Annotated in this window: 14 protein-coding genes; 3 read left to right on the top strand and 11 right to left on the bottom strand. The window is 39.8% G+C overall.

Features of this window, described 5'->3' with window-relative positions:
• Nucleotides 1-122 precede the first annotated feature (122 nt).
• Both DZC72_RS10440 and DZC72_RS10435 read left to right on the top strand, forming a co-directional pair.
• Nucleotides 123-911, top strand: a complete 789-nt coding sequence (locus tag DZC72_RS10440; RefSeq protein WP_125222876.1) for a DUF547 domain-containing protein — start codon at nt 123-125, stop codon at nt 909-911.
• 62 nt (nt 912-973) lie between these two features.
• The gene (locus DZC72_RS10435) at nt 974-3,223 is read left to right on the top strand and encodes an efflux RND transporter permease subunit (protein WP_125222875.1); all 2,250 of its coding nucleotides are present in this window, start codon (nt 974-976) and stop codon (nt 3,221-3,223) included.
• Nucleotides 3,224-3,575: 352 nt separating this feature from the next.
• Here the strand turns inward: DZC72_RS10435 and DZC72_RS10430 are convergent, their stop codons facing one another.
• From DZC72_RS10430 to DZC72_RS10420, 3 genes are all read right to left on the bottom strand, one after another.
• Nucleotides 3,576-4,853 carry a tetratricopeptide repeat protein gene (locus DZC72_RS10430; RefSeq protein WP_125222874.1) on the bottom strand — a complete coding sequence of 426 codons (1,278 nt, stop codon included), beginning with the start codon at nt 4,851-4,853 and terminating at the stop codon, nt 3,576-3,578.
• Between the two features lie 83 nt (nt 4,854-4,936).
• A complete protein-coding gene (locus tag DZC72_RS10425) occupies nt 4,937-5,707 on the bottom strand; it encodes a DUF4331 family protein (RefSeq protein WP_243641716.1) in 771 nt (256 codons plus the stop codon).
• Nucleotides 5,708-5,730: 23 nt separating this feature from the next.
• On the bottom strand, nt 5,731-6,441 hold the full coding sequence (locus DZC72_RS10420) for a DUF4331 family protein (RefSeq protein WP_125222873.1): 711 nt from the start codon (nt 6,439-6,441) through the stop codon (nt 5,731-5,733).
• A gap of 252 nt (nt 6,442-6,693) precedes the next feature.
• Between DZC72_RS10420 and DZC72_RS10415 the strand changes: the two genes are divergently transcribed.
• Nucleotides 6,694-7,887, top strand: a complete 1,194-nt coding sequence (locus DZC72_RS10415) for an LETM1-related biofilm-associated protein (RefSeq protein ID WP_125222872.1) — start codon at nt 6,694-6,696, stop codon at nt 7,885-7,887.
• 86 nt (nt 7,888-7,973) lie between these two features.
• Here the strand turns inward: DZC72_RS10415 and DZC72_RS10410 are convergent, their stop codons facing one another.
• The 8 genes from DZC72_RS10410 to DZC72_RS10375 all read right to left on the bottom strand — a co-directional run bounded on the left by DZC72_RS10410 (nt 7,974) and on the right by DZC72_RS10375 (nt 12,611).
• On the bottom strand, nt 7,974-8,729 hold the full coding sequence (locus DZC72_RS10410; protein ID WP_125222871.1) for a LytR/AlgR family response regulator transcription factor: 756 nt from the start codon (nt 8,727-8,729) through the stop codon (nt 7,974-7,976).
• 1 nt (nt 8,730) lies between these two features.
• On the bottom strand, nt 8,731-9,381 hold the full coding sequence (locus DZC72_RS10405) for a DUF2306 domain-containing protein (RefSeq protein ID WP_125222870.1): 651 nt from the start codon (nt 9,379-9,381) through the stop codon (nt 8,731-8,733).
• 1 nt (nt 9,382) lies between these two features.
• On the bottom strand, nt 9,383-9,721 hold the full coding sequence (locus DZC72_RS10400; protein WP_125222869.1) for a 2TM domain-containing protein: 339 nt from the start codon (nt 9,719-9,721) through the stop codon (nt 9,383-9,385).
• Nucleotides 9,721-10,086: a 2TM domain-containing protein gene (locus tag DZC72_RS10395; protein WP_125222868.1), complete on the bottom strand. Its 366-nt coding sequence runs from the start codon at nt 10,084-10,086 to the stop codon at nt 9,721-9,723. Before DZC72_RS10395 ends, DZC72_RS10400 begins: the two co-directional genes overlap by 1 nt.
• Nucleotides 10,076-10,411 carry a 2TM domain-containing protein gene (locus DZC72_RS10390; protein WP_125222867.1) on the bottom strand — a complete coding sequence of 112 codons (336 nt, stop codon included), beginning with the start codon at nt 10,409-10,411 and terminating at the stop codon, nt 10,076-10,078. Before DZC72_RS10390 ends, DZC72_RS10395 begins: the two co-directional genes overlap by 11 nt.
• Nucleotides 10,411-10,713: a 2TM domain-containing protein gene (locus DZC72_RS10385; protein ID WP_125222866.1), complete on the bottom strand. Its 303-nt coding sequence runs from the start codon at nt 10,711-10,713 to the stop codon at nt 10,411-10,413. The genes DZC72_RS10390 and DZC72_RS10385 overlap by 1 nt, the downstream gene beginning before the upstream one ends.
• 48 nt (nt 10,714-10,761) lie before the next feature.
• Nucleotides 10,762-11,040, bottom strand: a complete 279-nt coding sequence (locus DZC72_RS10380; protein WP_125222865.1) for a 2TM domain-containing protein — start codon at nt 11,038-11,040, stop codon at nt 10,762-10,764.
• 206 nt (nt 11,041-11,246) lie between these two features.
• A complete protein-coding gene (locus DZC72_RS10375; protein ID WP_125222864.1) occupies nt 11,247-12,611 on the bottom strand; it encodes a 2TM domain-containing protein in 1,365 nt (454 codons plus the stop codon).
• Nucleotides 12,612-12,614: the final 3 nt, after the last annotated feature.

The following is a 12,614-nucleotide window of genomic DNA, read 5'->3' as shown; positions in this document are numbered from 1 at the left end:
ATTGCGAAAGGTTTTAAATAAGCATTACAATTCTAGAAATAATATCTGAAAGTTTAAAGATTTTTTACGACCTACTTTAAAACCCTAACATATTCGGTTACGTATATGTTAAAAAGATAAGTATGATTCGATTAAAATATATATATAGTTTATTGATAGTCCTATTTTTAGGATGTAAAGAGGGTAACGCACAAGCCCAATCCCCAAAAGAGAAAATTGATTTCAACGAACTTTCAGAGCAGTTTCTCCATAGAATAAAAAACAATGAAAATACCCAAGAAATTCAGGATATTTTATCAAGCACCACTATAGATGTACTGGAAAAAAAGCTGGATACTAACGATAAAAAATTGGCCTTTTGGGTAAATATCTACAATGCCTATATCCAAGTAATCCTTCAAAAAAATCCGGATTTGTATCAAGATCGAAGCGAATTCTTTAAAAAAGATCAAATTCATATTGCTGGGGAAACAATATCCTTTGAAAAAATTGAGCACGGTATCATTAGAAAATCCCAATGGGAGTATGGATTGGGATTTGTTGGAAAAATTTTTCCGGGCGAATTTGAAAAAAGATTACGAGTTGATGAGCCGGATTACCGTATTCATTTTGCCCTCAATTGTGGTGCGTTGGACTGTCCGCCAGTGGCCATTTATGAATGGGAGCGATTGGACGAGCAATTTGGCAAGGGAACCGCTAGGTATCTTGAAAGAACCACGGATTACAATATAGATGAGAAAAAGGTACTGGTAACGGCCCTTTTTAGTTGGTTCCGAGGGGATTTTGGCGGGGTTGACGGAGTAAAGGACATCCTGAAGCACCAAAAACTTATCCCTACCACAAAAGGCATTGATATCGACTATAAAAATTATGATTGGACCTTAAAATTGGATAATTTTGTAAACCTCTAATTTTAGACAAAATAAGAACAAACCCGGTTGCCTTTGTTCTGCCCATGCAGTAGATTCACTTTATGAACCACCTATCCCTGGTAAAAAAAATTTGTATCATTTTATTTGTTGGACTAGGGATTTTTGCAGCTTCTTTACTCCCAAATCTAAAGTTTACATTCGACTTCAGTCAATTTTTTCCCGAAGAAGATCAGGACCTTGAATTCTATAAAGGGTTTGTGGAGGAATTCGGTACCGATGATAATTTCCTATTGATTGCCATAGAACAAGATCCAACTGTTTTTGAACCGGGGTTTTTGAACAGATTCAATGCGTTTTCAGATGCAAGTAAGGATTTTGATTACGTCACGGAAAGTGCTTCGTTAACCTCGCTATCCTACCCGCTTAAAACCTCCTTTGGCTATACTACCCTACCCATCATCCATATTGAAGATAGTATGGCCTACGCCAAGGATTGGGAAAAAATAAAGGAAGACGCATTATTCATCAACTCCCTCATCGATGAAAATGGTACCTCCATGGTCGTGGCACTAAGAACCTTGGATGACCTAAACTATGAACAAAGTGAACTCCTGTTATCTCAAATTAGGACTTCCTTAAAAACACATGAATTAGAAGAGTACCATATTTTGGGCAGGGCCTTTTTTTTGGAGGCCATTGTGGATATGCAAAAAAGTGAAGTGCTCAAAACCAGTGTCATAGCAGCTATTTTGGTGTTGATCATACTCCTACTGGTCTACAGAAGTTTGCCCTTGGTTTTAATTTCCATGGCCTCTATAAGTCTATCTCTTTTACTATTTATGGGCATATTGGCACTTTGGGGCAAGGAACTCAATGCCATGGCGGCTTTTTATCCCGTACTGATGCTCATTGTGGGTACTTCGGATGTTATCCATATTACGGACAGTTTTATACGCAAAATTCAATCTGGAGCGGAAAGGTATACGGCCATAAAATCATCTTTGAGCGAAGTAGGACTTACCACCTTGCTCACGTCAGTAACCACCGCGGTAGGATTTGTTACCCTTTTATCGTCCCGACTCGTGAGTATCCAGGAATTTGGTATCAATGCCGCCATTGGTGTAATTGTGGCCTATATCACCGTAATTTTCTTCACGGGCTCCCTTTTGGTCAGTCTTCCTAAAAAAGTACTCTTGGGAAAGAAAAGTGTTTCCAAAAAATGGGTGAACTATCTCTTGGCCATCAATCACTTTACCAAAATACATCCAAAGGCTATATTGTTTGGCACCGTGGTCTTTGCAGGTCTGTGCTTCTGGGGCATCAGTTTGGTAAGCACCAATTATGAGTTTAAAAGAACCCTCCCCAATAAAAGTGAAATCGCCTCCGATTTTGATTTTTTTCAGAAAAATTATGCCGGATTTAGGCCATTGGAAATTGCGGTAATGGCCCAAAACAATTTCTCCGTGCTGGATTATCAGGTAGCCATGGAAATTGAAAAATTGATGGATTACCTCAAAACGGTGCCTTCCATAGGAAACCTACAATCCTCGAATTTACCATTTAAAATTCTGCACAAGGCGAACAATGTCAATAAGTCTGATTTTCTGACCATGCCTAAGAACGCATCGGTTTTTGAGAAGTACAAGAAGGATATCCGTAGATTGGGAAGAAAGGAGCTGGAGCGTTTCGTCAATGTCGATGGGAGCATGGCGCGTATAAATGGAAGATTACAGGATATTGGTACGGACAATTTGAAATTGGTATATGAAAAGATTGAAAATTTCGCCCAAACGAAGTTGGACACGACCAAAATAGAGGTCAAGGTTACCGGGAAAAGTATGTTGCTGGACAAAAACTCTGAGTATATACGGAGCAGTCTATTGGAGGGACTGTTCTACGGACTCCTTCTTATTGGTCTGTTAATGGTTCTTGTTTTTAGAAATTTTAAAATGTTCCTAATTTCCCTCATCCCTAATATACTTCCCATTCTTTTTGCGGGAAGTGTCCTAGGGTTTCTGAACATACCTTTGGAAGCCTCCTTATCAGTGGTATTCGCTATTGTTTTTGGCATTGCCGTAGACGATACGATACATTTTTTAGGCAAATATAAGTTAGGGATAAGCCAAGGGCTTACCCAAGAGGAAGCATTGGAAAAGACTTTCGCCCATACCGGGAGGGCACTTGTCATTACTACAATCATCCTTTTTTTCGGATTCATGGTCATGCTGTTTTCCATTCATCAGCCCAGTATCACCATAGGTTTGATTATAAGTGTAACCTTGGTAACGGCCTTGGTACTGGATTTACTGCTATTACCGGTGCTAATTCGAAAACTGATTAGGGAAGCGTAGTTTTATTTCCTATCAAGCATTTTTTTGAGTGAACGATGTGCCAAAATGGTTTTTCCGAGCATAATGACCATGATTGCAATCCACAAAGAAAAGAGTAGGTATTCCATAACACGTGAATTTTAAAAGGTTTGGTTCGGTTAAATTCGTATACTATTTTAAAGTTTTGGGGCTATTAAAATAGATATTGAATGTATTTCATCGATAAATATATACATTTCATCCTATCCATTGTTAAAATTGGGTAACTTTTCGATGAAATGCATATCAAAAAACGCCATGACATAGCGCCATGGCGATTTCAACAAAACAATCCAACTGAAAACAAACTGAAAATGAAAATTGAATTTACCAATTACAAGTCCTGAATTTGCTTTTCCATTAGGGGACCTAGCTCATAGATCGCCCCGATAAGTTCATTCTTTATTTCCTGAACTTTCTGAACATCGTGATGGGCTTTGTACACCGCTGCAACATGATATAACAAAGCAGGCTCGTAGGTTTTGTTCACTACGTAAGCATCCATCAATTCCTTGGCTCTATCCTTTTCTCCTATTTTTAAATGGGTATACGCTAACCAACTATAGGACTCTGGACTTGGTCTATTCTGGACCTCTTGTTTTGCCAATTTCAAGGCCTTTTCATATTCTTTAGTCTCATCAATATATAATCCCAAATTGTAGAGATTGTACATACCTCCATAGGACGGATTCTCCACGCGTTGAAAATATTCGTTTAAATTTTTGAGTCGGACAAGGTCGTTTCCCATATAGTCTGCTATTTCGGCCTTTAATAAATAATAATCCGGAGCGTTATACGTCATGGTGACCGAATCAAGGATTCTTAAGGCTTCCTCCGGATTTTTGTCGTTAGAAAAAATAATCCAGGCAATACCCTTTTTGGCATAGGCATTTTTGGGGTCGATTTCCAAAGCATTTAAATAGTGTTCGTAGGAATCTTTCAATCTCCCGGCGTGCCCATAGTAATCGGCCAAATTGGTCAAACTCCATAAAGTCAAGGCTTCATTTTTGGATTCCAAGGCAATGGTTTTCGCTTTTTCCATAAAGGTAATGGTCGCATCCAAGTCGCCCTTATAATCGTTCCATTTGGCCAATCTGATTAGATATCCAAAATCCTTAAGGTTTTTTGTACTGTCCAGATATTTCTCCGCCAACCCATAATTTCCCAATTCCATGTGGACATCAAAAAGCAGGAACTGACTTTCCTTTGGGTCAGCACCCAACTTTCTAGCTTCGGTAGCCATCACCAAGGCCTCCTTAAACCGATGCTGGGAAATATAATTTCGTGCCAAGGACCTTCTATATCCTGCCCTACCGATAGACGCAATTTCAACCGCTTTTGTAAGGCTCTGCTCCGCCTTTTTTAAATAGGTTATATCACCGGTTTCCTTAAAATATCTGCTGTACTCCCCGCCAACAATACCAAAACTGGTAAGCTGCATGCTATCCGGTCTTATCTTTCCATTCCAAAGTTCAAAATATTTTGAAGTGGTCTTGGTGGGTACAGCGGTTAAAAATTTATTGTAATCATCTGCATGGGCCACGATATCATGTTCCCCATTTTTACAGGAGAATATGAGAAAAAGAGCCAATATAGGTATGTAAGGTTTCATTTTGTGTTTTTAGGAGTGTTTCAAGCGTTTAGATAAAAGGGGGAGGTATTAGACTCCCCCTTTGCTCCTCTTTTTCATAGTCTTTATTCAGGAGCTCCCAAATAAGGGAATGTTGTGGAAACATCGGCGGTAAGTCCAACACCATCGGATGTTAATCGTGGTAAATCCGGAGTTCCATCCATATCGGTATCTTGACCGCTAAATCGGTCACCTTCCATACCCCCGAAGAGTAAAATCAATGAAATATCGATGACATCATCCTGTGGGGTCCTTCCTGTCAATGCCACCTCATCTCCATCCGGCACCAAAATCCTTCCATCCATGTCATTATCCGTTCCCGGATTAAAATACGTAGTGGGCAAATCCGGAGCCACTTCAAGAACATCTGCCGCTAAATACCCCGTTAGTGTGGCGGCATCCAGACCAAGTATATTGGGTTCGTAGTTAACGTCATCTGGGTTTGCACCCAATAAATTGGCATATACATCGTGGTAAGCCTCCAATCTGGCTTGAAAACCGGCCTGAAACATGGCTCCCATCTCAGAAGGTATGGCCCTATTATGTGCGTTTTTTGTTTCATCATCAGCACTTAATACCGTATTTATTCCAGGTCTTCCCATAAAATCAATCTGGGTATAGGTCCCAGAAAAGTCAGGCATCATGGGTGCCATTCCATCCTCACAAGGGGTACATGATCCACCACAGTCCACTCCGGTTTCATCACCGTTCATCATGCCATCATTACAAGTAGCCATCGCCATAGGTGGGGTAAAATCATCGTCATTGTTACAGGATGCCAAAACGGTCATTGCGCAAAATGATAGGAATACGTATTTTATATTTTCTAGTTTCATCTGTTTATCTTTTAGTTCGTTAATTATTGTTTGGCATTTGTTGTAACCCACGTCTTATAGACGTTAAGGCCCAAGGCATTTGTAGCGGTAGTTTCCCCGAGCATAGTATTGGGTATTTCTATTACTATGGACATAGTGTTGGCGCCATCAAAAGTATCTACAGCAGTGGTATCGTCATCATCGGTCGAATTAGGGTCACCCGCGGGTTTAAATCCTCCCGGAGCCATTCCGCCTATAACGGCATTGAACTGGAAAAAGTCAAAAAAGAAAGCGTCCTGTCTTGGCCCTGCAAACAAGGAAACACCATCTGGAGTAGTTTCCACGATGGCTACATGGGAAGAAATATCAACGGAACCCAAAGGGCTGTCCACCATAACTTGACCACTGATTCCAGTAGCGGCTGGAGCAACCGGCCCAAAGAAATACATTTTTCCATCCCTAGGAATCGCTTGTATAACCAGGTCTTCAACTAAATCCCCATTAGTATCGATATTAATTTCGGTCAACACATTTTCATCAAACGTGCCGTATGCCAAATCTGGCAGTACGTTGGATTGAAGGTCCACGGCAAATACCGTATTGTCTGAACCTTCCGAAGGTTCAAAAGCATAAAAATCCGCTATGTCCGCAGTGGTTCCCATGGAATCCGGAGCATCGATGTGATCTGCCGCCACCAGTATTGCCGACACAAATGCCAAAGCTCCGAGGCCCATTAAAAGTTTTGTCTTTTTCATTGTTATTGTTTTTTAGATTAGAATCATCCCTACCTACGGAGGAGATGCAAATGGGTTTTGTTCCAAATGTTAAATTTTTGTTAATACGATATTTCGGGGCTTCTTACATTCCGTTGAATTGTCAAAAAACCACCAGCCACGATAGTTGAACAGTAATAGTGCTAATCCATATTAAAATGTCATCTGTATAACAATTTTGAGAAGTATTCTGAATACGCAATTGGCTACCTTTGCCTTTTCAAAAACTAGGACATGAACCCATCCGCTAAGGGCTGGATAGATAAGTTTGGATCGTTGGTCAAAAACCACGAAGGGAAATACGATACCTTTGAAATTCTGTTCGAGGATTTGAAAAACACAGGATTCGTTTACGGTATCAATGCCGGATATCCTGATTTCATATCGCCGGAACATGCCCTTTCCGAAGATGAAAAAGCCAAGATTAACTTACTGACCACCTTATATTTCACTTTTAAAATAGAAACGCAAAGTGCTGATTTTGAATTATTTTTAAAGGAGATATTCAAGTTTTACGAGACCTTGGAGGTGAACAAGGTTTCATTTTTGGGGAAGCTATTCACAGGAAATAAAACCTCATCAAAGCTCGAGAAAATCCTGGATTCCCGCATCTATTTGGAGGATAATATCATAAGCAAAACCTTCAATGGTTCCATAACGAATTCCCTTTTATTCCTGGATGCCCTGCTTTTCAGAAGATATTTGTTACAAGTGAAGGGAATCAAGAAACATGCACAACTGTTGGAATATTTGGCCATCAACATTACCTACCATGCCTTAAATTCAAAGCAGAAAAACAAAAAAGACGAAAAATTGGCCCAATTGCTGGCTTCCTCCCTCACTTTTATCAATAGCGACTCAAAGAAATTCGATGGGACCTACAGAAAAAAACTTGTTGTTAATCAAGACGTATGGGAAAATAGGTATCTATTCTATCTTGCCTGCCTTACCGTATGGGAAGACCACTCCTTGGATTACCTGGAATCCGAATTTATATACGATTTAGGAAAGGACTTAAAATTGGATGCGGAAATTATACAGGGGTCCTTGGCACATGTATCCAATTTTATACATTCCAATAAGGATACCATCCCGTTTTTACAGGAACAAAATATGGCCATACAGTTCTATGACAGTATGTCCAAACTTGTGAACAGGCTCATCCTTAGGAACAGGAAACGTTTGCACAAAGAACTTTCAGAAAGTGCGGAACTGGTGGCCTTACTTTCAAAATCTACGGTCAGGGACCTTACGAAAGAAGAAAAGAAAAAGGTTCAGTCCCAATTATTGGATATTTTTAAAAGCATACCCTCTCTGGCTATTTTTTTGCTCCCCGGTGGGGCTATTTTGCTTCCGATATTTATCAAGTTGATACCCAAATTATTACCGTCTGCCTTTGATGAAAACCGGGTGGAAAATGAGGAGTAGTTGTTGGTTGTTGGGAAAAAAACTTATTCCTTTTTGCACTTAACTTTTAACTCATTACTTTGAACTTTGAACTATAAACCATCCCACTACTCCAACCACAACTTAAAGTCCTTGACCCGTTCCCTACTCACGATAATTTCCTGTTCAGAAAAGGAATGTAACTTAATTTGCAAGCGGGAATTGGTATAGGATATAATATCCTTTATAAAATTGATGTTTACGTAGAACTTGCGGCTTACCCTGAAGAAAGTATCGGGTTTCAGTTCTTCTTCCAAGTTTTCAAGGGTGGTATCCAATAAATAGTTTCTTCCGTCTGAAGTAGCCGCGTAGGTGCCTTTGTTCTCACTATAAAAGCATTCCACATCATCGGCGTTTATGATTTTTAAATGCTGTCCTACCCTCACGGTAAACCGTTTTTTGTACTCCCTCTCCAAGGGGTTCACCAAAAGCTTTTTGATATCCTCAAAATCCAAACTCAATTTTTTGGACTCGGGCTTTAGGCTTCGATACTTTTTTACGGCACTTTCCAATTCCTCATCATCAATAGGCTTGAGCAAATAATCGATACTATTGAGCTTGAAGGCCTGTAGGGCATATTCATCATAGGCGGTCGTAAAGATAATAGCGCTTTTTACATCGACCACGTCGAAAATTTCAAAAGACAGCCCATCGGACAACTGAATATCCAAAAAAATAAGGTCGGGATGTTCGTTTTCTTGAAACCATGCAATGGATTCCTCCACAGAATGCAACATGGTGGAAACGGCCACCTCCAATTCCCCTAATAGCCTGCCCAGTCTTCTGGCCGCCGGTTTTTCGTCCTCTATGATAATTACGTTCATCTTACGATATTTCTGTTTCTAACTTCTTTTTGTGGTTCGATTTTCGAATCCAATAGGCAATAAATATACTGCCCAATATACTTGGTAATAGCCAATTTACCAATGGATGAAAAAATTGATTTACTACCAAAAAAGCTGAAAAGGATGCTATATAGGCACCTGTCATTTTACCTATGTGAATCCGCAACCAATTTTCCCTCAAGGATTCAGGTTTATTGAAAATTCTCAAATCCCGAATCCCGAAAATAATTGCAGCGGACCCAAATAGTAGCAAAACAATATGAAGACCATGGTTAAAAACCAGTGGCATAAACACCATACAGAGACCTACTAACACGACAGACAAGGAAATAAGCTTATCCAATTTTAAATTCATTGTACTATTCTTAAACCTTAGGCCACGGTACCCCGCCAGCAACAAATAGCAGCTAAACATACCTATTGCAAATAAAAATGCATTTTCATGACCTGGTAACACTGAAATGATCAAGGCCACAATCGCTGAGGCCAACATGCAATGATAAAAAAGTCGCCCGCTGGCCTTATGCAGCGATTTCCCTTTTCTTGAAGCTATGGCTAAAGAACCGGCCAAGAGGGCCAGACCTCCAAAAAAAGCATGTATGTAAATAAGCAGGGTTATAAAGTTTTCCATGTCATAAATGTTTTTCCGAATTTCCCCTTTCCTCTTCCAAAAATTTTTCCAGCTGACGTGCCTCCCATTTATTTGAAAATAGCGTACGTCCATAGAAAACCTTCACTCCATGAAAAAAAAGGCCAATTCCCCAAAATAACCAGGTTCCGAACGTACTAAAGTGCAATACCGGTCCCATAAAGCTTTCGCCGTAGTGGGCGTTACCAACAATTTTGATAAGCAAAAGGGCAGAATTTATCAGTAGATACACTGTGAGATGGGTATAAAATCCCTTTATTTTCTTTACCCGTTTTTTGGCTCTTTTCAATCTCGCATTTTTACCATCTCCCATAGCTTCCATTAGTCTTTATTGTCTTCTTTCAAAAATTTTTCCAATTGCCTTTTCTCCCAATTCTTGATGAATGTTGGTTTTAGTTCCTCCCATGATTTCGATTTAAACCTAAAAACATAGATTGCATGCCCCAATAGACCAATTCCCCAAAGGACGGGAGTCCCTATAACGTTCCAACTTACCCAACCACTAAAGTTTGGGTCCTGCATCCAATCATATTCCCCTTTGAACCAATTGAACAGGTTTAATTTTACCATTATCAACAGAGCGTTTATAATGATATATACCCTTAAATGTCCATAAAACTTTTTGATTTGCCGGACCTGTCTCTGGGCCTTTTTATATTTCTCCGATTGTTTTAAACTATCTTCCATGCCTACCGAATTTTTCCGCTTCACGCTTATCCTGTTCCATATATTTCTGAATCTGTCGTTTCTCCCATTCCTTTGAAAAAATTGGATTATAAGAAAACACCTTCATGCCGTGGAAAAATAATCCGATTCCCCAAAAGATCCATACTGCAAAGGTTCCAAAGTCCAGTACTTCCAAAAAATCGGCTCCGTTATTCATTCTTCCAATAATGGTGGAAATGCTTATAAAGCTGTTAACACCAATATAAGATGCCAAATGCCAATAAAAACCTTTAAGTTCCTCTAACCTTTCCTTGGCACGTTCCAATTTATTTTGATCTCTTTCCATTATTTCCATTTTGTTTGTTCCTCCTCTTCCCGCATCAGTTCGTTAATTTTACGTTCTTCCCAATTCTTTCCCAGGATCGGGTTAAATCCAAAAGCTTTTACTCCTTGGAAAACCAGCCCTATGCCCCACCCGAAAGCGGCCCACAAAAACCACGGATATTCCCATTCGTCTATCCAATAATTTAGGCCGGCCAAAAAGCCAATGAAGATGACATAGGAAAGTGCACTTGTATAGAACTTTTTTATGTTTTCCACCCGTTCCTTGGCCCTAAAGTATTTTGATTCTTGATCTCTGTTATTCATGACGTTGCGTTTGTTGATTCTTCATTTACCTTAAAGGTATCGTTTTCTTTAAAGTTCGTCGTTTTTCATAAACTCCTCCAATTTTCTTTGTTCCCAGTCCTTTCCAAAAAAAGGGTTATAGTCAAAGGCATTGGCCGCATGGCCCAACAATCCTAGACCCCAGCCAAAAGCGGGAAAGAAGGCCCAGGGAAAACTGGTAGTCTGATAGTTGATCCAAATCAAAAACGGAATGACGAGGCAATACGCCAATAAATTGCCATAAAAACCTTTGATTTCGGACACTTTTTCCTTGGCCCTTCGGTATCTGTAATCGCTTGTATTTTCCATGATTCTTTCTTTTATGGAAGGTATTCCTTCCGGTTATTTTTTATTAATACATCAAATTTCAGGGAATATCAGGGGTTTTGAAAAAGTGGTTTACCCAATTGTACAATTTGAAGGATAAACTGTCATCCGAAGCGGTAGGGATGGAAAACGATGTCTATTAAAAGGAGATTTCCTTGGAAGTAAGAAGGCATCCGTCAAGGAAACCATCAGAAATCATCCTTGTCCATAAGCTCCTTGAGCTTGCGCTCTTCCCAACGTTTCCCCCAGATAGGGTGATAGCCAAAGGCCTCCATACCGTGGGTCAACAGACCAAAACCCCAACCGACTACCGGAAATATCACCCAGGGAAAACTTGTGGTCTTATGGTTCAAATAGACCATAAATGGAATTACGATGCAATAGGCTATAAGGTTTACGTAGAAGCCTTTGATATTTTCCACTTTCTCCTTCGCCTTTTGATAGCGTTTGTCCTCGATGAATTCCTCCTGGGTCTCCACAACGGAAACTTTTTGGGTCAACATGGGAAGTTCAACGGTAAAATTACCGTCGGTTTTATGGATTTCCATTTTGCGGTTGCTCAATAGCTCATAACGCTGTTGAATATTCTGTAAGCCCACCCCACTGCTTTTCTTGACCACTTGCTTTTCCTGAAGGTTATTGGTCACTTTTAAGTTTCCGTCTTCCTCGAAAATTTTTATATAGAGGGGCTTGGCACTGTTCACTATATTATGTTTGACGGCATTTTCGAGCAATAACTGCAAGGACAGTGGCACGATTTTAGCTTCAGGATTGGTTGCGTTTTCAGGTATATCCAGAATAATACTGTCCTCAAATCGCATTTTCAAAAGCTTTACATAGGTATTGGCGAATTGTAATTCCTCATCAACTGATACCAGGTCCTTATTTTTTTGTTCCAAGACATACCGATACACTTTGGAAAGCGAAGTGGTGAATTTTTGGGCTTGGTTTGGATCCTCCTCTATTAAACTTGTCAGCACATTCAAGCTATTGAATAGAAAGTGGGGATCTAATTGGTTCTTCAAAGCATCGAACTTTGCCGATGCCGTCCCCGCTATGACCTTTTGCTCCTTTACCTTACTATCCTGCAATGCCTTATAAAAGTAAAATGCATGCAAAATTGAAGAAACCAAAATGGCGATTAGTAATGTGTAGATATAGGTACCATAATTCTCGTTCTTAAAGAAATCCAGGAAACTATTCCCAAAATAACCTACCTCCACGAAGATTCTGGCAAGGCCGTATGAAAGTACGGTCAATAAAATAGACCCGATCGCACCAAACCAAAGTCGTTTTTGGGTTTGGGTCTCCCAACTAAACTTTTGGGAAAGGTAGTCGTTGTAATAGATGTTGCACGCGGTAATTGTAAGGGCATATACAAAGGTTATGGCTACATCCTCCAATTCATTTTGCCAAATGAACCCATTTTGAAAAGCGAAAAATATATTAACGGAGGAGATACCTAGGGTTATGTATAGGCTTATCTTAAGAACCTTCTTGATGGTTTCAAAGGAAGGCTTAACATCACGTTCCAAATCTTTTGATGCATCCATAGT

Origin of the sequence: Maribacter algicola (assembly GCF_003933245.1) — a bacterium.
GTDB lineage: Bacteria > Bacteroidota > Bacteroidia > Flavobacteriales > Flavobacteriaceae > Maribacter > Maribacter algicola.
The sequence above is the reverse complement of the archived record's forward strand: the minus strand, read 5'-3'. Positions and strand labels throughout refer to the sequence as shown.

Excerpts from the sequence above, each read along its gene's own strand:
- DZC72_RS10420 (WP_125222873.1), bottom strand. The coding sequence starts at position 6,441 with ATGAAAAAGACAAAACTTTTAATGGGCCTCGGAGCTTTGGCATTTGTG.
- DZC72_RS10415 (WP_125222872.1), top strand. The coding sequence starts at position 6,694 with ATGAACCCATCCGCTAAGGGCTGGATAGATAAGTTTGGATCGTTGGTC.
- DZC72_RS10395 (WP_125222868.1), bottom strand. The coding sequence starts at position 10,086 with ATGGAAGATAGTTTAAAACAATCGGAGAAATATAAAAAGGCCCAGAGA.
- DZC72_RS10425 (WP_243641716.1), bottom strand. The coding sequence starts at position 5,707 with ATGAAACTAGAAAATATAAAATACGTATTCCTATCATTTTGCGCAATG.
- DZC72_RS10375 (WP_125222864.1), bottom strand. The coding sequence starts at position 12,611 with ATGGATGCATCAAAAGATTTGGAACGTGATGTTAAGCCTTCCTTTGAA.
- DZC72_RS10385 (WP_125222866.1), bottom strand. The coding sequence starts at position 10,713 with ATGAATAACAGAGATCAAGAATCAAAATACTTTAGGGCCAAGGAACGG.
- DZC72_RS10410 (WP_125222871.1), bottom strand. The coding sequence starts at position 8,729 with ATGAACGTAATTATCATAGAGGACGAAAAACCGGCGGCCAGAAGACTG.
- DZC72_RS10405 (WP_125222870.1), bottom strand. The coding sequence starts at position 9,381 with ATGGAAAACTTTATAACCCTGCTTATTTACATACATGCTTTTTTTGGA.
- DZC72_RS10435 (WP_125222875.1), top strand. The coding sequence starts at position 974 with ATGAACCACCTATCCCTGGTAAAAAAAATTTGTATCATTTTATTTGTT.
- DZC72_RS10390 (WP_125222867.1), bottom strand. The coding sequence starts at position 10,411 with ATGGAAAGAGATCAAAATAAATTGGAACGTGCCAAGGAAAGGTTAGAG.
- DZC72_RS10380 (WP_125222865.1), bottom strand. The coding sequence starts at position 11,040 with ATGGAAAATACAAGCGATTACAGATACCGAAGGGCCAAGGAAAAAGTG.
- DZC72_RS10400 (WP_125222869.1), bottom strand. The coding sequence starts at position 9,721 with ATGGAAGCTATGGGAGATGGTAAAAATGCGAGATTGAAAAGAGCCAAA.
- DZC72_RS10440 (WP_125222876.1), top strand. The coding sequence starts at position 123 with ATGATTCGATTAAAATATATATATAGTTTATTGATAGTCCTATTTTTA.
- DZC72_RS10430 (WP_125222874.1), bottom strand. The coding sequence starts at position 4,853 with ATGAAACCTTACATACCTATATTGGCTCTTTTTCTCATATTCTCCTGT.